This window comes from Herbivorax alkaliphila, from assembly GCF_030848475.1.
Taxonomy (GTDB): Bacteria; Bacillota; Clostridia; order Acetivibrionales; family Acetivibrionaceae; genus Herbivorax.
In genome coordinates this window covers 48,662-74,024 of sequence record NZ_JAVDDS010000016.1, presented here as the reverse complement: position 1 = coordinate 74,024, position 25,363 = coordinate 48,662, and the positions used below count along the sequence as shown (strand labels likewise).

The 25,363-nt window shown below is 31.9% G+C and carries 30 protein-coding genes and 2 pseudogenes; 28 read left to right on the top strand and 4 right to left on the bottom strand.

The genetic code is table 11. The features are described from left to right. The 26 genes and pseudogenes from RBH29_RS07865 to RBH29_RS07740 form a co-directional block, all read left to right on the top strand. Positions 1-384: reverse transcriptase domain-containing protein (locus RBH29_RS07865; RefSeq protein ID WP_306696230.1), on the top strand; the 384-nt coding region annotated here is incomplete at its 5' end. Then, positions 381-704, top strand: a pseudogene (locus RBH29_RS07860) (reverse transcriptase domain-containing protein); the annotation flags it as partial. The gene RBH29_RS07865 and the pseudogene RBH29_RS07860, both read left to right, overlap by 4 nt. Then, on the top strand, positions 705-1,292 hold the full coding sequence (locus RBH29_RS07855; protein ID WP_306696229.1) for a group II intron maturase-specific domain-containing protein: 588 nt from the start codon (positions 705-707) through the stop codon (positions 1,290-1,292). It abuts the pseudogene before it with no gap. A gap of 202 nt (positions 1,293-1,494) precedes the next feature. Further along, positions 1,495-1,650, top strand: coding sequence for a hypothetical protein (locus RBH29_RS07850; protein WP_306696228.1), 156 nt, complete (start codon positions 1,495-1,497; stop codon positions 1,648-1,650). Further along, positions 1,640-1,879 (top strand): hypothetical protein, encoded by a 240-nt coding sequence (locus tag RBH29_RS07845; RefSeq protein ID WP_306696227.1) that lies wholly within the window; start codon positions 1,640-1,642, stop codon positions 1,877-1,879. Before RBH29_RS07850 ends, RBH29_RS07845 begins: the two co-directional genes overlap by 11 nt. Before the next feature lie 328 nt (positions 1,880-2,207). Next, positions 2,208-2,468, top strand: a complete 261-nt coding sequence (locus RBH29_RS07840; protein WP_306696226.1) for a type II toxin-antitoxin system HicA family toxin — start codon at positions 2,208-2,210, stop codon at positions 2,466-2,468. Then, positions 2,461-2,670, top strand: coding sequence for a type II toxin-antitoxin system HicB family antitoxin (locus RBH29_RS07835; protein ID WP_148893276.1), 210 nt, complete (start codon positions 2,461-2,463; stop codon positions 2,668-2,670). Before RBH29_RS07840 ends, RBH29_RS07835 begins: the two co-directional genes overlap by 8 nt. Before the next feature lie 14 nt (positions 2,671-2,684). Continuing rightward, on the top strand, positions 2,685-2,906 hold the full coding sequence (locus RBH29_RS07830; RefSeq protein ID WP_306696225.1) for a hypothetical protein: 222 nt from the start codon (positions 2,685-2,687) through the stop codon (positions 2,904-2,906). Continuing rightward, positions 2,903-3,463 (top strand): hypothetical protein, encoded by a 561-nt coding sequence (locus RBH29_RS07825; RefSeq protein ID WP_306696224.1) that lies wholly within the window; start codon positions 2,903-2,905, stop codon positions 3,461-3,463. Before RBH29_RS07830 ends, RBH29_RS07825 begins: the two co-directional genes overlap by 4 nt. 168 nt (positions 3,464-3,631) lie before the next feature. Next, a complete protein-coding gene (locus RBH29_RS07820) occupies positions 3,632-3,805 on the top strand; it encodes a DUF2281 domain-containing protein (RefSeq protein WP_306696223.1) in 174 nt (57 codons plus the stop codon). Then, positions 3,805-4,191, top strand: a complete 387-nt coding sequence (locus RBH29_RS07815; RefSeq protein ID WP_306696222.1) for a type II toxin-antitoxin system death-on-curing family toxin — start codon at positions 3,805-3,807, stop codon at positions 4,189-4,191. Before RBH29_RS07820 ends, RBH29_RS07815 begins: the two co-directional genes overlap by 1 nt. Before the next feature lie 278 nt (positions 4,192-4,469). Continuing rightward, a complete protein-coding gene (locus RBH29_RS07810) occupies positions 4,470-4,928 on the top strand; it encodes a hypothetical protein (RefSeq protein ID WP_306696221.1) in 459 nt (152 codons plus the stop codon). Between the two features lie 772 nt (positions 4,929-5,700). Beyond that, positions 5,701-5,826 carry a hypothetical protein gene (locus RBH29_RS07805; protein WP_306696220.1) on the top strand — a complete coding sequence of 42 codons (126 nt, stop codon included), beginning with the start codon at positions 5,701-5,703 and terminating at the stop codon, positions 5,824-5,826. Continuing rightward, positions 5,801-6,445: pseudogene (locus RBH29_RS07800) on the top strand (reverse transcriptase domain-containing protein); the annotation flags it as partial. The gene RBH29_RS07805 and the pseudogene RBH29_RS07800, both read left to right, overlap by 26 nt. After that, complete coding sequence (locus tag RBH29_RS07795; RefSeq protein ID WP_306696231.1) at positions 6,428-6,685, top strand: group II intron maturase-specific domain-containing protein; 258 nt, start codon at positions 6,428-6,430, stop codon at positions 6,683-6,685. The pseudogene RBH29_RS07800 and the gene RBH29_RS07795, both read left to right, overlap by 18 nt. Before the next feature lie 3 nt (positions 6,686-6,688). Beyond that, positions 6,689-6,940, top strand: a complete 252-nt coding sequence (locus RBH29_RS07790) for a hypothetical protein (protein WP_306696219.1) — start codon at positions 6,689-6,691, stop codon at positions 6,938-6,940. 227 nt (positions 6,941-7,167) lie between these two features. Next, on the top strand, positions 7,168-7,413 hold the full coding sequence (locus RBH29_RS07785; RefSeq protein ID WP_306696218.1) for a hypothetical protein: 246 nt from the start codon (positions 7,168-7,170) through the stop codon (positions 7,411-7,413). After that, complete coding sequence (locus RBH29_RS07780; protein WP_306696217.1) at positions 7,414-7,812, top strand: retropepsin-like aspartic protease; 399 nt, start codon at positions 7,414-7,416, stop codon at positions 7,810-7,812. 384 nt (positions 7,813-8,196) lie between these two features. Next, positions 8,197-8,685, top strand: a complete 489-nt coding sequence (locus RBH29_RS07775; protein ID WP_306696216.1) for an RNA-dependent RNA polymerase family protein — start codon at positions 8,197-8,199, stop codon at positions 8,683-8,685. A 122-nt stretch (positions 8,686-8,807) separates the two neighbouring features. Beyond that, positions 8,808-9,785 carry a phosphotransferase gene (locus RBH29_RS07770; RefSeq protein WP_306696215.1) on the top strand — a complete coding sequence of 326 codons (978 nt, stop codon included), beginning with the start codon at positions 8,808-8,810 and terminating at the stop codon, positions 9,783-9,785. A gap of 314 nt (positions 9,786-10,099) precedes the next feature. After that, positions 10,100-10,393 carry a hypothetical protein gene (locus RBH29_RS07765; protein ID WP_306696214.1) on the top strand — a complete coding sequence of 98 codons (294 nt, stop codon included), beginning with the start codon at positions 10,100-10,102 and terminating at the stop codon, positions 10,391-10,393. Positions 10,394-10,835: 442 nt separating this feature from the next. After that, a complete protein-coding gene (locus RBH29_RS07760) occupies positions 10,836-11,522 on the top strand; it encodes a class I SAM-dependent methyltransferase (RefSeq protein ID WP_306696213.1) in 687 nt (228 codons plus the stop codon). 330 nt (positions 11,523-11,852) lie between these two features. Continuing rightward, positions 11,853-12,752 carry a GNAT family N-acetyltransferase gene (locus tag RBH29_RS07755; protein ID WP_306696212.1) on the top strand — a complete coding sequence of 300 codons (900 nt, stop codon included), beginning with the start codon at positions 11,853-11,855 and terminating at the stop codon, positions 12,750-12,752. 138 nt (positions 12,753-12,890) lie between these two features. Beyond that, a complete protein-coding gene (locus tag RBH29_RS07750; RefSeq protein WP_306696211.1) occupies positions 12,891-13,655 on the top strand; it encodes a polysaccharide deacetylase family protein in 765 nt (254 codons plus the stop codon). Positions 13,656-13,756: 101 nt separating this feature from the next. Beyond that, on the top strand, positions 13,757-15,781 hold the full coding sequence (locus RBH29_RS07745) for a thioredoxin domain-containing protein (protein ID WP_306696210.1): 2,025 nt from the start codon (positions 13,757-13,759) through the stop codon (positions 15,779-15,781). Positions 15,782-15,885: 104 nt separating this feature from the next. Next, the gene (locus tag RBH29_RS07740) at positions 15,886-16,074 is read left to right on the top strand and encodes a hypothetical protein (protein ID WP_306696209.1); all 189 of its coding nucleotides are present in this window, start codon (positions 15,886-15,888) and stop codon (positions 16,072-16,074) included. Between the two features lie 95 nt (positions 16,075-16,169). Here the strand turns inward: RBH29_RS07740 and RBH29_RS07735 are convergent, their stop codons facing one another. From RBH29_RS07735 to RBH29_RS07720, 4 genes are all read right to left on the bottom strand, one after another. Beyond that, complete coding sequence (locus tag RBH29_RS07735; protein WP_306696208.1) at positions 16,170-17,879, bottom strand: Na/Pi cotransporter family protein; 1,710 nt, start codon at positions 17,877-17,879, stop codon at positions 16,170-16,172. Between the two features lie 244 nt (positions 17,880-18,123). Then, complete coding sequence (sfsA, locus tag RBH29_RS07730) at positions 18,124-18,810, bottom strand: DNA/RNA nuclease SfsA (protein WP_306696207.1); 687 nt, start codon at positions 18,808-18,810, stop codon at positions 18,124-18,126. 278 nt (positions 18,811-19,088) lie between these two features. After that, positions 19,089-19,697, bottom strand: coding sequence for a SafA/ExsA family spore coat assembly protein (gene safA / locus RBH29_RS07725; RefSeq protein WP_306696206.1), 609 nt, complete (start codon positions 19,695-19,697; stop codon positions 19,089-19,091). Between the two features lie 375 nt (positions 19,698-20,072). Continuing rightward, positions 20,073-20,531: a hypothetical protein gene (locus RBH29_RS07720; protein WP_306696205.1), complete on the bottom strand. Its 459-nt coding sequence runs from the start codon at positions 20,529-20,531 to the stop codon at positions 20,073-20,075. 495 nt (positions 20,532-21,026) lie between these two features. On the opposite strand from RBH29_RS07720, the gene RBH29_RS07715 reads away from it, so the two are divergent. Together RBH29_RS07715 and RBH29_RS07710 are read left to right on the top strand one after the other, a co-directional pair. Continuing rightward, on the top strand, positions 21,027-23,006 hold the full coding sequence (locus tag RBH29_RS07715) for a DNA gyrase/topoisomerase IV subunit B (protein ID WP_306696204.1): 1,980 nt from the start codon (positions 21,027-21,029) through the stop codon (positions 23,004-23,006). A 134-nt stretch (positions 23,007-23,140) separates the two neighbouring features. Beyond that, positions 23,141-25,324 carry a DNA gyrase/topoisomerase IV subunit A gene (locus RBH29_RS07710; protein WP_306696203.1) on the top strand — a complete coding sequence of 728 codons (2,184 nt, stop codon included), beginning with the start codon at positions 23,141-23,143 and terminating at the stop codon, positions 25,322-25,324. The last annotated feature ends 39 nt before the right edge of the window (positions 25,325-25,363 follow it).

The window sequence follows — 25,363 nt, the reverse complement described above, 5'->3', positions numbered from 1 at the left end:
GAACAAGCAATAAAACTATTAAAAAGAAGAGGATACAAGGCACAGCCCTTAAGGAGAGTATACATACCAAAGAAAAACAGTAAAAAGAAAAGACCTTTAGGTATACCAGTTATGAAAGATAGAGCTATACAAGCTTTGTATCTTCTTGCACTTGATCCAGTAGCAGAAACCATATGTGACAATAATGCATATGGTTTTAGAATTGGAAGGTCAACTGCAGATGCTAATGAACAATTATTTAATATCTTAAGCCAAAAGAATTCAGCTAAATGGATTCTAGAAGGAGATATTAAAGGATGTTTTGATAACATATCTCACGAATGGTTGATAAATAACGTACCAATAGATAAAAAGATGCTGGAGAAATGGCTAAAAGCTGAATAATATTCGACGAAGAATTTTATGATACTGAATCTGGAACGCCCCAAGGTGGCATAATTTCTCCATGTCTAGCCAATTTAGCCTTAAATGATATTGAAAAAATTCTTGTATCTAAATTCAAGGCAAAACAAGTTAATTACGAAAGACACGACCCAAAGGTAAGAATAGTAAAATATGCCGATGACTTTGTAGTCGCAGGACATAGTAAAGAACTGCTTGAAAACGAAGTAATGCCTATTCTAAAAGAATTTCTAAAAGAAAGAGGCTTGGAATTATCATCTAAAAAGACATTAATAACTCATATAAATGATGGGTTTGACTTTTTGGGAAAGAACATAAGAAAATATAAAGATAAACTATTAACTAAACCATCAAATTCAAATATAAAAGCATTTCTAACAAGCATTAGAAAAACCATTGAAAAGAATAAAATGATGAAACAAGAAGATTTAATAAGGATTCTAAACCCAAAGATACAAGGATGGGCAAACTATCATAGACATAAAGTTTCAAAAAAAGCATTTGGATATGTTGATAAACAGATATTCGACAAAATATGGCAATGGTGTTGTAGAAGACATCCAAAGAAGGGCAAGAAATGGATTAAAAGAAGATATTTTCATAGTATAGATACTCGCAATTGGGTTTTTGCATCTAAAACAGATAAAGGATTCTTTAAACTTAAAAGAGCATCTGACACAAAGATATTAAGACATATAAAGATAAGAAAAGAAGCCAACCCTTATGATATTGAATGGAAAGCTTACTTTGAAGAAAGGGAAGGTTATAGACTCTTTGAAAGTATGAATGGGAGAGACATTTTAAGAAGAATGTGGAATAATCAAAAAGAATTATGCCCAGTTTATGGCGAAAAAGTAAATGAAAAAAGTTATATCCAGATTGTTTTGTAAAATTTGAAATTATCGAATCGCATATTGAAGGTGATAAGGAATTTGTAGAGGATGTTGCAGTTATAAAGGCTATTGTTGATGGGAAAGAAGCTATGAAAGAATTTGTTCATAGAAAAGAAGGACAGTACATTTATAGCACAAAGAATGAAAAAGTAATAATAGAATTAGTAAAGCACGTTGGAATTAGAAGAGGTGTATAACTATGAATGAACTGCAATATAGAAATGGACTGTTATATACTTCTGTTATACTTTCGCATGGAAATAAATCAATAATGATTGATAATGTAATTGTTGATACTGGAGCATTTCATACTATTATTCTTACGGATTATTTAGAAGAATTGGATGTTGAATGAATTTGATGAACTTGTTAAAACCTCGGGTTATGGAAGTGTGCAATATAGCTCTGTCAGGAAAAGAATTGATAAATTATCTTTAGAAGGTAATATCTCTTTAGAAAACATTAAAATAGATTTTGGTGAAATTGATCCTTTTGAAAGAGTAAATGGGTTGTTAGGGTTGGATTATCTAAGGACAGCAGGATTAATTATAGATTTAGTTGATTTAACGGTTTACAAAAAGTAATTTTGGGCAGGACTTCGTAGCTGAGCACATTCCTTCATATATCAATGCACGGAAGTGAAGGTGCGGGTTAGTATATCATGAAGATAATTCTCTGGATAAGAAGAATCAAGAATGCAGCACCACATTCCGTCGTCGGGCAGACAAGCTGCCGTTTACGGGCCTTTCTTACGGGTTCGACTCAGGAACGTCTTCCATGCTAGACGATATATGATATTGGATGCATACTTTCTTAGATTCTTTGTAGTTTTATAAGTAATCTATAAAGTATTTAAAATTTGTATGATTAATTATATATATTTGATATAATATATATTGAGGAGATTAAATTATGGGACAATTAGAAAAACTCCTGATAAAAATTCTATCAGGGACAAATGATAAAAATATTGAGTTTAATGATTTATGTAAAATACTTAAAACTCTTGGTTTTAATGAAAGAATAAAAGGTAGTCATCATATTTTTTCAAAAGCTGGTCTTGAAGAGATACTTAATATCCAACCAGTGGGTTCAAAATCTAAACCGTACCAAGTAAAGCAGGTTCGTCAAGTGATTTTGAAATATAAACTTGGAGGTGAATTTAATGTATAAATATGAAATTATTATTTATTGGAGTGAGGAAGACCAAGCTTATTTAGCAGAAGTTCCTGAATTGTCTGGATGTATGGCAGATGGAAACTCTTATAACGAGGTGTTAGAAAACATTCAAGTTGTAATTAGTGAATGGATTGAAACTGCAAAGTTGTTGGGAAGACCTATTCCGAAGCCCAAAGGTAAATTAGCTTATGCTTAAAGGAGTCGCCATGAATGGCGACTCTTGTTCGTTGGGGGCATCCAACATCATATATCAAGTCCAGTCACGCAAAGGTGCGGAGAGTTAAATCCAAAGAAGTAAATCCGCACCACAGCTTTTTGCCAAGTGCTTTTGCACTAAGGCTCAAAGCCGTTGTGACTGGCAGACGTTATGTGACAGATAGTGCTAGATTCTTCTTAAAAAACATATGTGAAAAATTGGAGAGATTAGAATGAAAAGCAAATTGTTAAGTATTAAAGGAACATGGAGAGAAGTAGCTGATTCAGCTAGAACAACAATAAATAAAGAGGCTGGTACTGGGGAACCAACCTCAAATTGGAAAAGGAGAATGCTTTTATCAGAGCATTCTCCTATCAGACAACTTTTGATCAATGCTAAATGGTATGAACTCAAGTATTGGGTATCTGTTCATCTTGTGAGACATAAATACGGAATTGAACATTGGGTAAGAACACAAAGAACAGATAGAACAGGATTAAATAGAGATGAATTATCTCAAGGGAATACTGTGGAACATGAAATTTTGGCTTCGGCTCAAGCCATGATTAATATCTCTCGTAAGAGATTATGTATGCAAGCATCAAAAGAGACAAGAGAAGCATGGGAAAGTTTATTAGAGACAGTAAAGGAAAGAGAACCAGAGTTGTATGAAGCATGTGTTCCTGATTGTATATATCGTGGATGGTGCTATGAATATAAATCATGTGGATATCATAAAACAAAGGAATATGAAAAAAGATTGATGGAATATAGGGAAGGGGTTAATCAATAATTTGAAGAAAATTGGTTATTTCCGCACTAGCCATCACATAAACTGACGTTAGATGCTAATATCGGCATGTAAAAGAAGGGCTTTGAAGGTCAGTTTTTTAGTGACTAGTTAACAAATATAGGGTATAATAATATTAAAGACATAATACTAATTTGGAGATGATAGAAAATGAGTTTAGCAGAGAAACTTATTAAAGATTTTGAACAATTATCAGAAAATAAGAAGAAAGAAGTCATTGATTTCGTTGAGTTTCTGAAAATAAAGGAAAGAAAAGAAAAAATGGAATTAATGGATTCTGTTATTGAAGAGAATGAGGAAGCATTAAAGGAGCTAGCAAAATAATGAAGTTTATTGATTTGGAGGAATTAGAGTTTTTTCATAATCAAATTATTGAAAGAACTGGTGGAAGTAAGGGGATAAGAGATGAGGATTTGCTTGAAAGTTCTATAAATAAGCCTTTTCAAACTTTTGGTGGGGAAGATTTATATAAAGAAATAATTGATAAAATATCCGCTATTACTTATAGTCTTATTAATAATCATGGTTTTATTGATGGGAATAAAAGAATTGGTGTGTCAGTAATGTTATTATTACTCCGATTGAATGATGTTGAAATTAAATATACGCAACAAGACTTGATAGAATTTGGGTTGGTTGTTGCCAAAGGAAAATACAATGAAGAAAGTATAAAAGAATGGATTGAAAAGAAAAAGGTAAAAAAGGCATAGGCCTTTTTTCTATCTGAATGCCGATACTACATCTAACAATGCATGGAAGTAAAGGTACGGGTTAGAAGAGCACGAAGAAAGTTCTCTGGAGAAGGAGCATGAAGCATGCGGCACCAAATTCCATCGCCAGTGCAAGCACGCTCACCGGTCTTTCTAATAGGGTCTGGCTCTAGAGCTTCTTCCATGCTCGACGATATACGCAATGTGATGTTGGCCGCCCGTCCATGGGCGGATTTTTAAGAATGGCTTTGTAGATTAATAAAATCGGGTGAAAATTAATGGATGACAAAGTTCGGAAAATATTTTATTGTGATGGAAGTTTTCGAGATATCTATATAAAAAATACAGAAGAGAATGATTGGCAAATATTTTTAGATTTTTTAAAAAGAGAAAAGTGGACAATTGATTTTTATAAAGATGGAAATATTATTGAGTATTCTTGCTTTTCTCAAGAAGAACTTTTTAAATTAAGTGAAGAATATGCTATACGTATGGTTATAAATATTGATTCAATAACAATAAACTGTAATTTCTTTTCAGTAGATGAGATTGAGCTGGATATAGACCCAAGAGAAGTAATTAATGATTATTTGTACAAAGAAATTATTGTTTTTATTAAAGAAACTTCTAAAGCAATTAAGAAGGAAATAGTATTAACACCAGAAAATTGTCCTGAATACCCATATTTAAGGTGTAAACCGGATTTATCTGAAATAGAATATTTAAACTTAGATTAGCTCTATAGAAGAAAAAATAATTAGAGGGTGTGCCGTCCTTGTCATCTCTGAAGTTCGCGAGGCATGTTGCCGAGCCGATGGTTTGAAAGAAAACCTGTCACCTAGTTAATGGGAAGACAAGCTGTAGGCAAGGGCGTTTTCGGTGACGAAAGGGTCTGAAGGAAGCTGATGGCGGTTATTGGAACGGAATGTAAATGAACCAAGGTTGGCGGATGTAGCGGATAACCCTGCTTCAGGTGGGAAAGTCCTAAAATTAGCTGAACTACATACGTTAGGAGGGTCGTTTTAATAACAGGCGGAGCAACTTAACCTTGGAAGTACTGTACTCGAAGCTGTAGGTCTTGTCTACAAGCGAGAGCAAGAGATAAGATTAGATTGCAGTATGCAGATGAAGCCGTAGTAGTGAATAAGCATATGCCGAGGAAGGCTGGTAACAGACTGGAGGGTAAAACATATGTGACACAACGCTTTAAGTCGTTGTGACTGTTGCAAGTCAAAAGCTTGTAATAGATGCGAAGGGCGGAAGAAAATTCAAAGTGTATCAGAATGAATAAAATGCAAGAGTGAAAATGTTAAAAGAAGGCTGAAATGCTGGAAGGTACGTATTATTGGCATAAAAGAATTTGCTGGTAGTAATGACGACATGGATATGAAGTAGTTGTAAGGAGTGAAGATAAGATTGCCAATAGGCTAGAGACGTTGGAACACTTACATGAATAACATATAGCTTAAGCAGGACAGACAGGAGATACAGCAACAATGGAGGGAAGTCATGAAGAAATGGTACAGCCTCATTGATAAAATATATCAAATAGAAAATTTGAGAAAAGCATTCAATAGAGTTAAAAAGAATAAAGGAGCTCCTGGAATAGATGGAGAAACTCAAGTTTCTTCATGAAGAACTGAAAACCAACACATATGAACCGAGTGCAGTAAGAAGAGTAGAAATTGAAAAGCCAGATGGTGGAATAAGATTACTAGGAATTCCTACAGTCAAAGGTAGAGTTGTACAGCAGGCAGTAGTGAATATTATAGGTTCCATTTTTGAGGAGACATTTCACCCTTCAAGTTATGGATACCGTCCTAAACTTTTACAACAACAAGCAGTAGCAAAAGCAGAACGTTTTATGAATAGGTACGGACTGGAATATGTAGTTGACATGGATTTAAGTAAGTGCTTTGATACATTAGATCATGAGCTTATAATTAGTACAGTATCATAGAAGATAAGCGACGGAAAAGTATTAAGTCTAATAAGGAAGTTTCTGAAATCAGGAGTAATGAAGGATGGAAACTTCTTCACGACAGATATCGGAAGCCCACAGGGTGGGGTAATATCACCACTATTAAGCAATATATATCTAAATCTATTCGACCAAAAGATGAAAAATAAGGGCATACGGATTGTTCGATATGCAGATGATATTTTAATTTTTGCATTGGACAAACAGACAGCAGGAAACTATAAAACATATGCTACAAAGATTTTAGAGGAAGAATTGAAGCTTACTGTAAATCAAAAGAAAACTAGTATAACCAGTGTACATGAGGGAGTTGCTTTCCTTGGATTTATAATCAGGGAAAAGAACTTATGCATAAATCCAAAGAGGGTTGAAAGATTCAAAGATAAAGTTCGGATAATTACAAAAAGAAATTCAGGTAGGGAAATAGAAAAAGTAATTGAGGAACTTAATCCTGTCATAAGAGGCTGGATAAATTATTATAGAGCTGCAAATTGTAAAGTAATAATAAGATAGTTAATGCAGTGGATAAGAAGACGACTAAGAATGATAAGGATGAAACAATGGAAAACCTATAAGAAAATGCACAAAGAGATGAGACGTAAGGATATCAAAGGAAATGGACAAAAGATGGATGTAGCCAAATGGAAGAATTCAAAAGTCCATATTATACATATGTTGTTAGGCAACAAATACTTTGATGAACTCGGACTCATAGACTTAACAAAGTATAAAGTTGGGTTGTTGTCAAACTACTATAATCAATTGTAGTTTGGAGAGAATTTTCAGGAGCCGGATACGGCAAACGTAAGTCCGGTTCTGTGAGAGCAAAGAAAGTAGGGGGGATTTCACCTGTTTTCTAGCTACTCGATAAACGATATATGCAATTTTCGCCATGTTTTAAGTTGAAACTTTGAAGATATATTATATCAAACTTATGTTTTTAAAACATAAGTTTGATATAATATATATAAAGAGATTATATTGGTGGTGATTAAATGAAATGGGAAGACTTAAGGGAAAAATATCCTAATAAATGGTTGAAACTTAAGATACTTCAAAGCCATGTTGAGGGAAACAAAGAAATTATTGATGATATGGAAGTTATAGAAATTATCAACTCCGACTTAGAAGCTGGAAGAGAATTGGTTAAGTGCTCTGAGAATGAAGTTGTATATAATACTTCAAATGATAAAATTTTTATTGAAATTAGAAATATTTTTGGTTATAGGATGGTTAGATAAATGAATGTTTATGTATATGATATGTTGATTTGTACAGATATAATTATAAGTTTTGGTGGGGAATCAAAGGTATTGAAAAATGTTGCTATTGATACTGGTGCAGCACAGTCAATATTTAATTCCAAATTTGTTGAAGATATTGGTATTGTCCCAAGCATTTCTGATAAGGTGTTGAAAACAAGAGGTGTTGGAGGGGAAATGAAATTTTTTTGTAGGACAGTTGATAAAATTGAGATTGGAAATATTCTATTAGATAATATTGAAGTAGATTTTGGAAATATTGATCCACATGGAGAAATATCAGGTTTGTTAGGAATGGACATATTAAAGAGAATCAGAGCAGTTATAGATGTAGAAATTCCAATAATAAATTTGAAACAAAAAAAGTCTTTTGTGTAATCCGTTGGAGAATGGCGAAAACAGTATATATCAACGTATCTGAGTAAAGGGCATTCTTACGGGTCATCCGGCCCATAGCTTTCAGCCTAAGATAGGAGCTATCTAAGGCGGAAAAGCCATCACGGATACAGTACAAAAAACGAAAACATAAGAGAAAAGCGGAGTACTGGTTAGGTAGTATAGCACTAAGGGATAGAAATTTGTTTGCACACTGGAAGCTGGGGGTATTACCAACGGCTGGATAATGGGAGCCGTATGAGCTGAGAGGTTCACGTACGGTTCTGAGAGAGACTGAGGGGGAGGTTCCCTTAGTCTACTCACTTTATTTTTGGATTCAGGTACAAAGAAGATGCAGAAAAGCTACTAAGTGAACTTGGGACGAGATTGGGAAAGTTTGGTCTTGAGCTAGAAGAAGAGAAAATAGTAATGGTATCATTTTCCAAATTTAAAAAGCACTTAGGAAACAAATTTAGCTTTTTAGGTTTTGACTTTAGGTGGAAAGAATCAAGAAATAAGAAGGACTACATAGTTATGGAGACAAACCCCAAGAGAATGACAAAATCATTAAAGGCATTTTCAGCATGGTGTAAAGAAAACAGGAATAATCGTATAAGGAAAATAGTAGATATGGTAAACAGAAAATTAAGAGGATATTTTAACTACTATGCAATACAAGGAAATAGCATTAAAATAAACAAGTTCTATAGTATAGCAACAGGAATTCTTTATAAATGGCTTAATAGAAGAAGTCAGAGGAAAAGATTTAACTTTGAGGAATTTAATAAAAAGATGAAATACTATGGTTTAATAAAGCCAAGGATTCTAAAAAGTCTATACAAGCAAATGAGTATTGAAGATTATAGTTTTGTTTAAATTACGGAAGCGAGTATATTTGAGGAGCCCAGTGCGGTAATTCCGCACGCTGGGATCTGTGCGGGGGCTGTTGGGTAACTGGCAGTTCTACCGTGACTGCGAAAGCCAGATGGAGGTGTACTGTGATAAATTTAGAAAAATCAATAAATCTTATTAAGAGCTTATTTCCAGAAAACAAGATAAAATCTGTGAATGAACGGGGTTATTGGGTTAAAGAAAAATCAGACTTATGGAACGGCAAGTATGTAATATATTTTACTTTAAACAATAATAAAAGGTATTGTATAAAATTTGGTGAACTAAAGGATGCAGAAGATTTTAAAGCTGAAATTGGTGTAATAAATATATTTCTAAAGAATAATATACCTGCTCCTAAGATTATAAAGACGGACTTCACTCTGGATAAAATTAATTGTATATTTTATATAGTAGAGTATTTAGAGGGTATAAAATTATCTACTCTCTGGTTACAAAGTGATAGAGAGGAAAAAAATCAAGTATATAATACATTGGGAAAATTATTCAATAGAATACATTCTATACATAGTGAAAATTCAGGCTTAATTAGTGGAGAAGACCCATATAAAGTTAGATATCTAGGTGTTTTCCCAACAGAATACATGTTTAATGCAGAAATTGTAAATGGGAGTGGTAAAAAAGCATTAGAGGAAGGTTATTTATCTAAAGAAAATTATGAAGCAGTTATAAAAACATGGGAACAAAATATGAGTTATTTAAAGGATCATCAACCTACATTAATTCATTATAGTTCATTTTGTTGGACAATATCATTTTTGAAAGAAGAATCAGAATGGTACATTTCAAAACTTACAGGATTAGGTGATGTTTTGTGGTGGGATCCTGTATGTAATTTAGCTTTAATCAAGTACCCACCTTTTATGAAAATTGACAATCTTAATTGGAAGAGCTTTTTAAAAGGCTATCAAAATCAAGTTGATGAGAAAAAAGTAGCAATATATGCTTTATTAATAAAAATATCTGCGGCAATGGGAACTTATTATGAGCCAGATTATTTAAGCAACAATTATATTAAAGAAAATTTAAATAAAGATATAAAATATTTGTTAGATAATATCTAGAGCCAATCTGGCTATCGCATAACAGCAAGGTTTCCAATTTTGCTCCTGCGTCGCTGCATCCAAATTCATTCGGTAAGGGCAGTCGCCCTAGACCTCATGAACTTCGGAAACCTGCGGGACGTTGAACGAAATACCTCTGAACAAGGAGAGGCTTTTTAGCTATTATTACAATTAGCATTATATTTTGAAGAGACATGATTTTCTTTAAAATAGATAGTAACTCTAAAGAAAAATAAAATTTTCTTAGGATAATATTTCTAAACAAATGGAAAAATGATATAATAATGATATTATATTTAAAGGAAGTGTTTTAGATGGACGATAAAGTATTTGAGTTCATGACAAAAATGTATTCGGATATAAGCTTGAAATTAGAGACAATGGACAAGAAATTAGAGAAAATGGACAAGAAATTAGATTTAAAATCAGATAAAACTGATATTGTTAAGATAGAGAATAGTTTAGATATCAATTCAAAAGCTCTTTTTGATGGATATAATCAATTATATGAAAAAGTTATACTCATAGAAAAAGAAGTAAAAGAATTATCATCTAAGTTAGAAAAGCAAGATGTAGAAATAAAAGTTATTAAAGGCGGAAAGCCTTAAATAAAAATCCTTATGATTTAAACATAAAAGATTTTATATCATTAGCATTTAAAATAAGATGGATACTATATGATGCTTATTTTTTTTTGCTGATAAGAGTATTTTTTAGTACTAAAAAAATGAATTATGAGATGTATATATAATTGAGAAAATAGAAAAATTAATCGGTGTTTAATTAAAGATAGGAAATAATGTTTTATACATAAAAAAATTTTAGAGTATGTTTATAAAAATTTTCTTATGGGGTCACTTCGCTCAACAATGCATTGAAGGTTTCGCTACGCTACACCAAAATCTTTTCTCCAAGTGCAAGCGCTAGAGCTCAAAGACTTCTTCAATACTGAACGGTGCGACACGAGGTCGCACAGATAAATGTTTAACTACTTCATAGTAGTATAAACCTGTCATTGTGCGAAAGTGCGAGCAAAGAACGGTGAGCCCTGTGACGATTTGCCAAGGTAATCCTTCGGCACATAATATTTATTTGATAGGAGTTTTTATGGAAAATATAAATATAGAAATTCAGAGATTTTATAACGACATTGCACAGAAGTTTGCAGATGAATGGTATTCAAATGAGGATTTATTGCCTACTTTGAAAAACTTCATAGATTTATTAAATCCTAACCCTAGAATATTGGATATGGGTTGTGGTGCAGGATACGAAAGTATGCGTTTATATAAATTGGGGGCAAGAGTTACTGGGATTGACTTCTCAGATGAACCCATTAGAATAGCTAGAAAAAGGAATCCTCAATGTCAATTTGAAATTATGGATTTTAGGAAACTAGACGAATCTTTTGGTGTATTTGATGGGATTGTTGCGATAGCATCTATTATACATATTGAGGATGAAGAATTGAATTTGGTTTTTGGAAATATGAAAAAAGTTATTAGGCCGGAAGGTTATGTTATGATTGTGGTAGTAGAAGGAAATGGGATATGGGAAGAAAGTAGTAAAATTGAACTAGAAGGAGTTCAATATAACAGACCTTTCTATTTACACAATAAATTGAGATTGAATGAAGTCGCAGAAGATAACGGATTTGTATATTTCGACGAGTTGAAGCTCAGTGAAGAACAAGCGTCATTTGGATGGAAGTGCTTATTGTTTAAAGACAAGCGGTGATTAAAGGTGCGAAGGATTAAGGTGGTCGCATCCTTGTGGCTCTTGCTTCTCTAAGCTCCCAACTTTGTTCAACAATATAGTTCCTGCAATTTCACCCGCAAAGGGCAGTTGCCTTAAGCGGCTGAAACAGAGGAACTAGCAATCGGACGCAGATCGCGAATTCTTGCACGAGATAAGGCTATAGAAATTCTTTGGATAGACAGACGAAGGACATTTCATTGGTCAGAATCGAATAGGAATAGGTAAGACTTTAGCTTGAAATTAGAAGTTTTGAAAGTTGATTGGATTTTAAAAGATATTATCATTTATAAAAATGGAGGTTTTTTTACAGTGGAACAAGTTAAGATAGGTGATAAGATTTACGGGTACTCGAAAAATTTTAAAGATAACAAAGAAATAAGAGCCAGTTATAACAATTTAACTAAACAAACTTATGGGTTTGATTTTGAAGAATGGTATCAAAATGGATACTGGAAAGACGAATATATTCCTTACATATTATTAGATGGAGAAAAGGTTATTTCTAGTATATTTGTTAGTGTTATTGACTTTTTGATACTAGGAGAAAAAAAGAAATTTATACAAATGGGAACAGTTATGACGGATAAAGATTACAGGAAACAGGGTCTAAATAGATTTATTATGGAAAAAATACTGGATGAATGGCAAAATAAATGTGATTTAATTTATCTTTTTGCTAATGATAGTGTTCGCAATTTCTATCCCAAATTTGGTTTCATTGAAGTAAATGAGTATCAACATTCAAAAAAAGTAGAAGAAAATAACAAAACATTAAATATTAAAAAATTAGACATGACAGATATTGAAAATAGAAACTTTCTATTAAATAAAATTAACGGTTCTGCCCCAGTTTCAAAGATTTCAATGCGTGGGAATGAATCACTAGCAATGTTTCACTGTACATCATTTATGAGTCAGAATGTTTATTACATTGAAACACTGGATAGTATTGTCGTAGCTGAATTTGACGAAGGAACCATATATTTAAATGATGTGTTTTCTTCACTGGATGTATCTCTGAATGATATTATTGAAGCAATGGTTGATAAAAATATTAATAAAATAGTATTTGGTTTTACGCCTATAGATACAGAGTCTTGTGATGTTAATGTATCAAACGAAGAAGATACAACGCTTTTTGTTTTAGGAAATAATTCGGATTTTTTAAAAAATAATCAACTAATGTTTCCAGTTTTATCGCGCACTTGATATTTATTCACTATACTAAAAGCATCAAGACTAAGATAAAACCTATCTAAGTCTTGATGCTTTTTTAGAGAAGAGATGTTATAAGGACTGGGATGGTGGGTCATTCTTAGAAATAAATAGGAAGGGAGAATTAAGGCTATGTCAAAGCAAGTCTATCTTACTATTGATGACGGACCAAGTAAAGATTTTAAAGATAAGGTGGATTTCCTATCTGCCCATAATATACCTGCGACATTCTTTTGCCTTGGAGAAAATCTTGAATCATACGAAAATGATGCAGCATATGCCATTGGAAAAGGGTTTTTAATAGGAAATCATTCATATAGTCATAAGCATTTTTCGGATTTATCCATTGAGCAAGCAAAAAAAGCAATACAAATAACAGATACTATAATTGATAATATTTACATGATGATTGGGATTAAAAGGCCAATAAAAGTATTTCGCTTTCCCCACTTCGACCAAGGAGGAGACATTAGTGGTGAAGAGTATGAAAAAAAGTGGAACAAGTCTCAAAGCGAATGGTACGTATACTCGAGAAATGACAGAAGAATAGAAATACAATCCTTTTTGAGAGAGTTAGGTTATGTCCAGCCACATTTTAAAAATATAAAGTTGCAATTCTTTAATGATAAGGAGATGTTTGATTATATAGATGTTCGTTGCACATTTAATCAGATGGAATACTTCCTAGATATTCAAGGTGCTCCTTACGGAATGGAAAAAGAAGAAGCAATATTAGGAAGAATAGACGAAGATGTCCCATATGTCGGGAGAGCACTTAATTGCTCAGATACCGCAGATATAATTTTAACACATGATCATGAAAGGACTACTGAATTGTTCTATAAAATCATAAATAAATACCTAACAAAAAACTTCGAGTTTCTCAGAATAGTGTGAGATAATGTTATTGAATATATAATTGCTTATTTGAAATAATAGTAAAGGAATATTACTGTATTAGAAGATAAATTTAAATTAATGAAAAGTGGTGATTTAAAATGTCAACTACAGCCAAAACAAATAGACTAATTAATGAAAAATCCCCATATCTTTTACAACATGCTTATAATCCAGTGAACTGGTATCCTTGGGGACAGGAAGCTTTTGATAAAGCAAAGCAGGAGGACAAGCCTGTTTTTCTCTCTATTGGCTATTCCACATGCCATTGGTGTCATGTAATGGAAAGAGAGTCTTTTGAAGATGAAGAAGTGGCCAGACTACTTAATGAGCACTATATTTCAATAAAAGTAGACAGAGAAGAGAGACCAGATATAGACAACATATATATGAGTGTATGCCAAGCACTTACAGGCCATGGAGGATGGCCTTTAACTGTTTTTATGACTTCTGATAAAAAACCCTTTTTTGCAGGAACGTATTTTCCTAAAACTAGCAGGATGGGAATGAACGGTTTATTAACTATATTGGACAATGCATATAATGCATGGGTTAATAAAAGGGATTCTTTAGTTGAATCAAGTAATCAGATTTTAAAAGTGATAAGCAATCAATATGAGGAAGAAAGTGTTGAGGAAGTATCTGAAGATATAATTCATGAAGGGTTTTCTCAATTGAAGTATGATTTAGACAGCATTTATGGAGGTTTTGGGAGCAGTCCTAAATTTCCTACTCCTCATAACCTGTTTTTCCTACTCAGATATTGGTATAAAACTAGAGATGAATATGCTCTTGAAATGGTGGAAAAAACTTTAGATTCAATGTATCAAGGTGGGATATACGATCATATAGGCTTTGGGTTTAGTAGATATTCTACTGATAGTAAATGGTTAGTACCTCATTTTGAAAAGATGCTTTATGATAATGCATTACTCTCTATTGCCTATCTAGAGGCTTACCAGGCGACAAGAAATAAGAAATACGCTGATGTAGCACATGAGATATTTACCTATATATTGCGAGATATGACTTCTCCTGAAGGAGGTTTTTATTCAGCAGAAGATGCTGACTCTGAAGGGGTAGAAGGAAAGTTTTATGTATGGTCTCCTGATGAAATTATAGATGTTTTAGGTAAGGAAGATGGGGAGAAGTTTTGTGAATATTACGATATTACACCAAAGGGTAATTTTGAAGGTTTAAATATTCCAAATCTTATTAAACGCACAGTACCCGACGAGGAGAAAGAACTTATAGAAGCTTGTCGTAGAAAGCTTTTTGAATATCGTAAAAAAAGAGTTCATCCATATAAAGATGATAAAATTCTTACTTCATGGAATGGACTTATGATAGCAGCATTAGCCATTGGGGGAAGAGTTCTAGGAAGTGAAAAATATACAGAAGCCTCCCAAAAAGCAGCATCTTTTGTTTTTTCAAAACTTATAAGAGATGATGGGCGTCTTTTGGCAAGGTATCGTGATGGTGAAGCTGGAATTTTTGCTTATGTTGATGACTATGCATTTTTAATATGGGGACTTATTGAACTGTATGAAACAACATATAAACCTATGTACCTTAAAAGAGCAGTCAAGTTAAATGATGATTTATTAAAATTCTTTTGGGATAATGAAAAGGGAGGACTATTTCTTTATGGAAGTGATAGTGAACAACTTATTACTCGTCCAAAAGAAACTTATGATGGAGCTATTCCTTCGGGGAATTCAGTTGCAGCATTAAATTTTTTAAGACTTGCCCGTCTTACTGGTCAATATGAATTAGAAGAAAAAGCTCAGTATATGTTTAAGTTATTTGGGACAAATTTCGGAAGATTTGCAAGAGGGTATACATTCTTTTTAACAGCAGTGTTATTTTCTCAGGCAAGATCAAAAGAAGTGGTATTAGTAGGCAAGGATACGAAAAACTTAATAGAAATTATAAGAGAAGATTTCAGGCCTTTTACCATATCAATGTTTTACTCTGAAGAAAACAAGGAATTACAGGAATTGACTCCTTTTATTGAAAATTATAAATCCATTGAAGGCAAGGCAACAGCGTATATATGTGAAAATTTTTCGTGTCAGACACCAATTACCGATTCTACAGCATTTAAAGAGGCTCTATTAAATTAGTAATGAATATAGGCTCTTGAAATTTTAACATTATTTTCATAGTATAAAAAGCTCATTAATATGCAAAACTAAATAATGAACTTACTTAAATAGGAGGTGTTAGTTTGAAGAATCAGAAACAGGAACAGAATCTAAACAATGCACAAAACCAGTTGAAACAAATTAATCAGGTGGCACAACAATTAAAGGGAAAAGCTGAGTTTGCAAATGAACTAACTAACTTGAATCAACTACAGCAGATGTCTCAACAGGCAGAGCAAGAAGTTCAAAACGCAAAACAACAAAATCAGTAGTTAATTAAGCAGTAAAGTAAACTTTAAGGGGGATTTATCCCCCTTAAAAGTGTGAAAAGGTTAAGTAAGATGCTTTATAAAAAGTTGAAATTTTACTATGAAGTTTTAGTATTGTTATTTAAACATTTATTACAACTTTCATAATCCTCTAAGTCATGCAAAACCGCTTCTGCTATATTGTTACAATGGTCGGCAATTCTTTCTAAATTGTGAATTAATTCAACGAAAATAATAGTTGAAGTTGGATTACAAAGTCCTGATTCAAGCCGTTTCACATGTCTATCACGAAGAGTAACTTCAATATTGTCAATTTCAGATTCTTCTGATAACACCTCTTTTGCTAGAGAAGTGTCATCTTGGCCAAGTGATTTTATGGAATGTTTTACCATGTCATTCAGCTTGTTAAAAGTTTCAGTAATATCATTAATAGCTTCCTCAGAAAATGGCAGGTTCTTTTCTTTCTTTTCCATTGCAAACTCGGCAATATTTTTACAGTGATCCCCCATACGCTCGATATCATTTGTTATATGCATAAGACCAGCAAGTCTTATTGACTGACGTTCTGTAAGAGAAGATTGTGAGAGCATTGTAGAGAGGTATTTAACTATTTCATATTGAAGTATATCAACAATATCTTCTACTTCATGGACTTTTTTTGCACATGTTGCATCTGATTCTATAAAAGCTTTTTTTGAATCATTTACCATTTCTTGAGCGAACTCCGCCATTCTAGTAAGCTCTTTTGTTGCAAAATCCATTGCAATAGAAGCACTGTTTAAAAACTTATAGTCAAGGTATAATACTCGTTTTTCTAAAGTATCTTCCTCACCCTTTATAAAAAATGTAACTATTTTTGTAAGTAAAAATATAAATGGCAACCATATGAGGGTGTTAATAATATTAAATGATGTATGTGCATTTGCTATTTGCCTAGTGATTATTTCTGTTTCTATTCCTTTAGGAGAAATAAAAACAACAAATCTAGCAAAAAGAGGTATGAACATCATGAATATGATTGCACCGGTAATGTTGAATATTGAGTGTGCCATAGCAGCTCTTTTAGCATTTATTCTTGCTCCTATAGATGCCAGCATAGCTGTTATTGTTGTCCCAATATTGCTACCAAAGAGAATAGGAAGGGCTGCATGAAGACTTACTAAAGCTTGTCCATCAGCACCTTGCTGTTGGGATAGATTTAATAAAACTGCTATGGTTGCACTACTACTTTGAACTATTAGCGTAAGCAAAGCTCCAATAACAAGGCCTAGCACAGGAACAGAAGAAATTTGTTGGATAATATTTTCAAACATTGCACTTTGAGATAGAGGTCTCATTACATCACTCATAATATTAAGACCTATGAATAAAAGCCCAAAGGCAAAAATAGTTTGACCAATGTACTTAATTATTTTCTTATGGAAAAAGAAAAATAACACAAAACCTATGGCAGCTATTAAATAAGCATAGCTCCCGACTCTGAAAGCAATTAGTTGGGCTGTAATGGTGGTTCCTATGTTAGCCCCCATAATTACACCTACAGCCTGCGGAAGTGTCATTAACTTTGCACTCACAAAACCAATAACCATAACAGTAGTAGCTGTACTGCTTTGGAGCATTAGTGTTACCAATGCTCCAACTAAAATACCTATGAAAGGATTATTGGTTAAAACTTCTAATATTCGCCTCATGCGTTCACCAGCAGCTTTTTGAAGACCATCACCCATAAGGTTCATACCATATATAAATATAGCTAATCCACCTAAAAGACCAAAAATCATATTAGAAATCTCTAAATTTCCTGTCATAAATGTACCCCTTTCTTAAAAACAAAAACTTTCCCCCATTATAATAACTATTTAATTTTAACACGCAATAGATATCAATTACAAGAAAATTAAAAATTTTTTTATCTTATAGTCTTCAGGTACAGTTGAGTCTCCACCGGAAGATTATAAGATAAAGGATTTCACTTGGTCATTTAGGATAGTTTAAAGGAAAGTGTCGTAGGTCAAAACTGATAAATGGGGTTTTTGCTAAAAAAGATTAATTTTATACAGTAGAAGATACTGGATTTCCAATTTTAAGTCCATTTATACTGACAATTGAATCATAAACCAGTATTTTAACACCTTTGTTTTTGGCTTTTTTTAAAGCTCTATCGAAGTTAGGATCCATTTCTTTGTTAGGAGTAAAGTACTTTATACCATTTAGTTGTATTAGAAAAATAATATAACCTTGATAGTTTTTACTTACTGCATCTATCATTTCGAGTATATGTTTAGTTCCTCTTTGGGTAGGAGCATCAGGAAACATAGCTATTCCGTCTTTTTCTAAGGTGACACCTTTTATTTCTATAAATCCCTTTATAAAATTTTTTTCGAAATATAAATCAAATCTGGAGTTTTTAAAGGTAACTTCTTTTTTAATAGCTGAAACATCCTTAAAATCTTCTATTTTACCCTGCCTGATAGCTTCGTAAATAACACTATTAGGAGCTTGAGAATCAATGTTAATTAAGGTGTTTTCTTTGTATGCTGCTATTAAGGAATATTTGGTTTTTCTTTTTGCGTTAGATGATACTTCTAAAAGAACAGAAGCTCCTTTTATAAGTATCTCATTACACCTACCTGTATTTTTCACATGAACTGTTTCAGTTTTGCCATCTACAAGTACATTTGCAATAAACCTGTTTGGTCGATTTAAAAAAACGCCTTTTTTTATTGAAGTATAATTCATATTTGCCCCCTTAAAAAACCTAAAATTCCCATACTTAACGCTAAATATAAACTTGTCTTATTTTATGGTTTCATCCTCAATATAAGTGCAGTTCTTTTCATTATATTAAATATATCAAAAAGGTCATACTTTTAAAAGCATGACCTTTTTATGATACTACTTTTTTGAAATGTTTTTTTGTTTTAAAAACTCTACCCTTTGAATAATACTTAATCATAAAACAAAGTAAATTTTTAACTGATGCATATGGTTAGATTAAAACCATTTAAAATGAACTTTTATGGCTTGATGAACATTTGAGTCCAATAGTATCTGCCATCTTCTGACTTAGCAAGACCTACTCCAATTTCAGTAAATGATGGACTTAATATATTGTTTCTGTGGCCAGGTGAGTTCATCCATGCATCCATTACTTCTGAAGGAGTTCTTTGCCCCATTGCAATATTTTCTCCGCCAGCAGAAAAAGAGACTCCAAAAGACTCAAGCATTCTAAATGGAGAGCCGTAAGTAGGAGAGGTATGAGAGAAATAATTTTTGTCAATCATATCCTGAGATTTATATCTTGCTACTCTTGAAACCTGCCAATTAGCTTCTAAAGCTGGAAGTCCATTTTTAGTTCTTTCAGAATTTACAAGCCTGATTACTTCATCTTCAAGTGCTTTAATATCATCGATATTAGGTACTGTTATTTTTTGCCCAGGATAAATAAGGCTAGGGTTTTCAATTTGTGGATTTGCTGAAATTATTTCGCTTAAACCAATTTGGTTTCTTACAGCAATTTTCCAAAGAGTATCACCAGGCACAACAGTATATTCTAAAGGTTGAGCAAAAACATTTGAAGTAAACATCAAAATAAATAGTAGTATTAGAACAATTCTTTTTTTCATAATAAAAATATCACCTCATGTAATATTTTTATATATAAATTAATTTTTTATGTAATAAAAAAATGTAAATACTTTCATAACAAACTTTTAAAAAACATTGGAATATTTGAAAAAAAATACCTTGCTAAAAGATTGAATTATCATTTAGCAAGGCAATTAATGAGATTCCGAAATATTACTTGGGTTTTTGTAAAAGACCGTTTTAAATAAAAGAAGTTTAAAGTTAAATTAATATGAGAGCTATTTTTTAGAATATTTAATCAACTGAAAATTTTATAAAAATGTAAATCTTCGATTAATTGTGGCATAATTTACTTTTTTAATTCAACTATTTGTGCTATATGTTAATAAATAATAGGAGGTTTTTTGAGAATATTATTCCATCTCGATAAGATGTTGAATATCTTTTCTTAAAAGTTGTGTTAATTTTATAATGGTTTGTAGTAATACTTTGTATTCGGAATTCCAATAAATGTCTTTGGTTTTTTCCTTAATAATTGCTGCAAAAAAATGTATTAAATTTAAACTTTCAGTTAATAAAAACAGTGCTTCATGTTTAGTAAAATATTCTGAGCCGTAATCCTCGTGTGTGGAAATTTTTATGTGGTTATGATCTTCAATTAAATCTGCCAAAAGCTTTTTTATACTGTAAATATTTTTGCGTGAAGAAGTAGAAAGATATTGCTTAGTATGCTTGTAGCTTTTTTGTAAATTTGGAAGTAGACATTCATGGACATAGCTTCCCATATCTTTTATATCTAGCATTTCAATTTGATAAATAAAATCTATCCTTGTGACATCCCAATCAAGTTTTAAATTAAGCGAATCCTGCATTAATATCACTCCTTTAATAAGTTATTACTTTCTACAGTTGATTAAATGATTTTTACAGAATACGAATTTGCACAAAACCAGATACTGTTTAATAGAAAACGACTTAAGAACTTGATAAATAATAATGGTAAGAAATTTTTGAGTCTAGAATACATTATATTATAAAAATAAAATTTTGGCAATAAGATTTTTTAATTTTTTAATTATTTAATATCTTGACACGAACATAGGTTTGATATAAGCTGGATTTTAGAAAAGTTTATTATAACATAAAGTTATATTAAATATATGAATTGCAATGAATTTTATTCATAAAGATAGTCTAAACATTGGGCTTTTAAATAGAGCCTTAGAATAAGATAAAGTTTATATGCAATTCATAAATCGAGGAACATGGTTTTGCAATATTCAAAACAAATATTGCAAAACACTTATATGACTTATAATTGATAAAATAATACTTTTTACAAAAATATATGGGAGTGGCAAAAAAGTATGGTGAGACAGAATAATATAGAAAAATATGGAAATAGCAGTATTACATCACTAAAAGGAGCTGACAGAGTAAGGTTAAGGCCAGCTGTAATATTTGGTTCGGATGGTATTGAAGGATGTCAACATTCTGTGTTTGAGATTCTCTCTAACTCTATAGATGAAGCCAGAGAAGGATATGGAAATATTATTGAAGTTATAAGACATGAAGACCATTCTATTACAATAAAAGACAATGGAAGGGGAATACCTCTTGACTACAACGAACAGGAAAAAAGATATAACTGGGAACTGGTTTTTTGTGAATTATATGCTGGAGGGAAATATAAAAACAATACTGGTGAAAATTATGAATTCAGTCTTGGGTTAAATGGACTTGGAAGTTGTGCAACTCAATATAGTTCAGAGTACATGGAGGTTACAGTTTTTAGGGAGGGACAAAAATATTCCCTGCACTTTGAAAAAGGTAAAAACATAGATGGATTAAAAAAAGAAAAAAATAGCTTAGAAAATTCAGGAACAATTATTAAATGGAAGCCTGATTTAGAGGTTTTTACAGACATTAATATACCACTTGAATATTATACAAATATTTTAAAAAAGCAGGCTGTCGTAAATGCTGGCTTGAAATTTATTTTGTACGATGAAGAGTCAAATGAGAAATTCGAATATTGTTATGAAAATGGTATAGTTGATTATATAAAAGAAATTTCTAAAGATAAGGCATTTACAGATGTCAGGTTTTTTGAGAAAATTACAAGAGGAAGGGACAGAAAAGACAAACCCGAGTATAAAGTAAAAATGCAGATAGCTTTTTGCTTTAACAATGAAATAAATATGTTGGAATACTATCATAATTCTAGTTTTTTAGAGCATGGGGGTTCGCCTGATAGAGCTGTTAAGAATGCTTTTGTATATGAAATAGATAAATATCTTAAGTCTTTGGGAAAATACAACAAAGATGAAGCTAAAATTACTTTCCAAGACATACAGGATAGTATGATACTTGTGACAAACTCATTTTCAACTGAGACAAGCTATGAAAATCAGACAAAAAAATCAATAACTAACAAATTCATTCAAGAAGCAATGACTGAATTTTTAAAAGAACAATTGGAGATTTACTTTATTGAAAATAAATTGGAAAGTGATAAAATAGCCCAGCAAATTCTTGTTAACAAGAGAAGCAGGGAAAAGGCTGAAAAAACTAGGATAAATATTAAAAAGAAACTTAGTGGAAATGTTGATATATCTAACAGAGTTAAAAAATTTGTAGATTGCAGAACAAAGGATATAGATAAAAGAGAAATATACATTGTTGAGGGTGACTCTGCTTTAGGTGCATGTAAGCTTGGAAGAGATGCCAGCTTTCAGGCAATAATTCCTGTAAGAGGTAAAATTCTTAATTGTTTAAAGGCTGAATATGACAGTATATTTAAAAATGAGATAATTATAGATCTTTTAAAAGTTTTAGGATGTGGCGTGGAAATTAAGACTAAAAGCAATAAAGATTTTAATACCTTTGATATTAACAATCTTAAATGGAACAAGATAATAATATGTACAGATGCAGATGTGGATGGATTTCAGATAAGGACTTTAATACTTACAATGCTTTATAGGCTGGTGCCTACACTGATTCAAACAGGAAAGGTATTTATTGCAGAATCACCACTTTTTGAGATAACTTCCAAGAAAAAAACTTATTTTGCCTATTCTGACAAAGAGAAAAATGAAATAATGTCAAAGGTAAAAGGAAAGTGTTCTCTTCAGCGCTCAAAAGGTCTTGGAGAAAATGAGCCTGAGATGATGTGGCAGACAACTATGAATCCAGAGACAAGAAGATTAATTAAAGTTGTGTCAGATGATATTGAGAAAACCGAAGAATGTTTTGGAATATTGTTAGGTGATAATCTGCAAGGGAGAAAGTCACATATAGAGGAAAATGGTTACAAATATATAGATATAGTAGATGTAAGTTAGAGGTAAAGTAAACTTACTTATTTATAAGGAGTTTCAGAAGGGAAAGGGTGCTTAAAAGTAACCCTATCTTATAAAAGATAGGGTATTGGGATTGATAAAAGAAAGAGAAAGTTTTTTAGAAAGGTGAAGAAAATATGTCTTCAAATAATGTAATTGAACAAAAAATAGTGGATACACTTGAAAGTAACTATATGCCGTATGCTATGAGTGTGATAGTTTCAAGGGCAATTCCTGAAATAGACGGACTTAAGCCATCTCATAGAAAACTTCTTTATACGATGTATAAAATGGGGCTTTTGACCGGAACAAAGACAAAGTCAGCAAATGTAGTAGGTCAAACAATGAAGCTTAATCCTCATGGAGATATGGCAATTTATGAAACTTTGGTCAGATTGACAAGAGCTAATGATGCACTTATACATCCGTACATAGATTCTAAGGGGAATTTTGGAAAGCATTATTCTAGGGATATGCGATTTGCAGCACCTAGATATACAGAGGTCAGACTTGAAAAAATATCAGAAGAGCTGTTTAGAGATCTTGATAAGAATACAGTTGACTTTGTTGATAATTATGATGGTACGATGAAAGAGCCTTTGCTTCTTCCAAGTACTTACCCAAATATTTTGGTTAATTCAAATCAGGGAATAGCTGTTGGTATGGCAAGTAATATATGTAGTTTTAATCTAAAAGAAGTATGTGAAGCTGCCATAGAATATATAGATGATGAGAATGTAAATATTTTGGATTATCTGAAAGCCCCGGATTTATCTTCAGGGGGACAGCTCATATACAACGAAAAGGATATTCAAAAAATATACAGTACGGGAAGGGGAGGTTTTAAACTTCGTGCTAAGTATAGGTTTGACAAGGCGAATAATTGCATTGAAATTTTTGAGATTCCATATACTACTACCACAGAAGTTATAATAGATGGAATTATTGATCTTATAAAAAATAATAAAATAAAAGAGATAGCAGATGTAAGAGATGAGACGGATTTGAAAGGTCTTAAAATAACCATTGATATAAAAAAGAGTACCGACCCGGATGTCTTAATGAAAAAACTATTTAGATTTACTTCACTTGAAGACAGTTTTAACTGTAACTTTAATATTTTAATTAATGGACGCCCAAGAGTACTAGGAGTAAAGGGTATTTTAAAAGAATGGGTTATATTTAGAGTTGAATGTATAAAGAGACAGATTGCTTATGATATTCAAAAAAAATCAGACAAGTTGCATTTGCTGCTTGGATTAAAAAAGATTTTGCTTGATATAGACAAAGCAATTAGAATAATCAGAAAAACAGAGGAAGATGCACTTGTAGTGCCTAATTTGATGGAAGGTTTTGAAATAGATAAAGTACAGGCAGAATTTGTTGCGGAAATAAAGCTTCGAAATCTTAACAAAGAGTATATATTAAATCGCGTAAGTGAGATTGAAAGTCTTCAAAATACTATAGCTGAACTAAAAAATATTTTGAGCAGTGAGAAAAAGATAAAAAAAATAATAATAAAACAGTTAAAAGATGTAGCTAAAAAATATGGTAAGCCTAGGAACACCGAAATAATTCATGAAGAACATGTAGAAGAGATAACTCATGAACATTTGATAGAAGACTACAATTTAAGGATGTTTTTAACAAAACACAATTATTTAAAGAAAATACCTCTAACTTCTTTAAGGGGAAATCCAGAGCACAAACTTAAAGAGGATGACTCAATAATTCAGGAAATTGAAGGTCGTAATAAGTCAGACTTACTTTTGTTTTCTAATAAGCATACAGTTTATAAGATGAAATTATTTGAGATTGGGGATTGTAAAGCCAGTAGCTTAGGTATGTATTTGTCAAACCTCTTAGAGATGGAAGAAGGAGAAGAAATTTTATATATTGTTGTAACTGATGAATACAAAGGTTATATGATTTTTGCATTTGAAAGTGGAAAGATTGCAAAGATAGATTTAAAAAGTTATGAAACAAAAACAAATAGAAAGAAGCTTGCCAATGCTTACAGTGATACATCAAAACTTATTTATATATCACATATTTTAGAGGATATTGAGCTGGCTGCTTTTAGCAGTCTTAATAAAGTACTTATTTTTAATACTTCGAATATAAATTCTAAATCAACCAGAGGATCCCAAGGAGTACAGGTTCTAAAGGCCAAAAAGGGAAGTCTAATGACCAGTATAAAGAGTTTAGACGAGGCGGGCATTAAGGATTTTGATTACTATAGGACAAAAAATATACCTGCTGTGGGACGCTACTTAAAAGACGAAGAGGAGGAAGACATTCAATTAAAGCTTGATATATAAACAGAATGTTAGGTTATAGAGTATAAGATGGCTCTACTT

Coding starts and splice junctions, on each gene's coding strand:
- RBH29_RS07850 (WP_306696228.1), top strand. CDS start 1,495: ATGAATGAACTGCAATATAGAAATGGACTGTTATATACTTCTGTTATA.
- RBH29_RS07845 (WP_306696227.1), top strand. CDS start 1,640: ATGTTGAATGAATTTGATGAACTTGTTAAAACCTCGGGTTATGGAAGT.
- RBH29_RS07840 (WP_306696226.1), top strand. CDS start 2,208: ATGGGACAATTAGAAAAACTCCTGATAAAAATTCTATCAGGGACAAAT.
- RBH29_RS07835 (WP_148893276.1), top strand. CDS start 2,461: ATGTATAAATATGAAATTATTATTTATTGGAGTGAGGAAGACCAAGCT.
- RBH29_RS07830 (WP_306696225.1), top strand. CDS start 2,685: ATGGCGACTCTTGTTCGTTGGGGGCATCCAACATCATATATCAAGTCC.
- RBH29_RS07825 (WP_306696224.1), top strand. CDS start 2,903: ATGAAAAGCAAATTGTTAAGTATTAAAGGAACATGGAGAGAAGTAGCT.
- RBH29_RS07820 (WP_306696223.1), top strand. CDS start 3,632: ATGAGTTTAGCAGAGAAACTTATTAAAGATTTTGAACAATTATCAGAA.
- RBH29_RS07815 (WP_306696222.1), top strand. CDS start 3,805: ATGAAGTTTATTGATTTGGAGGAATTAGAGTTTTTTCATAATCAAATT.
- RBH29_RS07810 (WP_306696221.1), top strand. CDS start 4,470: ATGGATGACAAAGTTCGGAAAATATTTTATTGTGATGGAAGTTTTCGA.
- RBH29_RS07805 (WP_306696220.1), top strand. CDS start 5,701: ATGAAGAAATGGTACAGCCTCATTGATAAAATATATCAAATAGAAAAT.
- RBH29_RS07790 (WP_306696219.1), top strand. CDS start 6,689: ATGCAGTGGATAAGAAGACGACTAAGAATGATAAGGATGAAACAATGG.
- RBH29_RS07785 (WP_306696218.1), top strand. CDS start 7,168: ATGAAATGGGAAGACTTAAGGGAAAAATATCCTAATAAATGGTTGAAA.
- RBH29_RS07780 (WP_306696217.1), top strand. CDS start 7,414: ATGAATGTTTATGTATATGATATGTTGATTTGTACAGATATAATTATA.
- RBH29_RS07765 (WP_306696214.1), top strand. CDS start 10,100: ATGGACGATAAAGTATTTGAGTTCATGACAAAAATGTATTCGGATATA.
- RBH29_RS07750 (WP_306696211.1), top strand. CDS start 12,891: ATGTCAAAGCAAGTCTATCTTACTATTGATGACGGACCAAGTAAAGAT.
- RBH29_RS07745 (WP_306696210.1), top strand. CDS start 13,757: ATGTCAACTACAGCCAAAACAAATAGACTAATTAATGAAAAATCCCCA.
- RBH29_RS07735 (WP_306696208.1), bottom strand. CDS start 17,879: ATGACAGGAAATTTAGAGATTTCTAATATGATTTTTGGTCTTTTAGGT.
- sfsA (WP_306696207.1), bottom strand. CDS start 18,810: ATGAATTATACTTCAATAAAAAAAGGCGTTTTTTTAAATCGACCAAAC.
- safA (WP_306696206.1), bottom strand. CDS start 19,697: ATGAAAAAAAGAATTGTTCTAATACTACTATTTATTTTGATGTTTACT.
- RBH29_RS07720 (WP_306696205.1), bottom strand. CDS start 20,531: ATGCAGGATTCGCTTAATTTAAAACTTGATTGGGATGTCACAAGGATA.
- RBH29_RS07715 (WP_306696204.1), top strand. CDS start 21,027: ATGGTGAGACAGAATAATATAGAAAAATATGGAAATAGCAGTATTACA.
- RBH29_RS07710 (WP_306696203.1), top strand. CDS start 23,141: ATGTCTTCAAATAATGTAATTGAACAAAAAATAGTGGATACACTTGAA.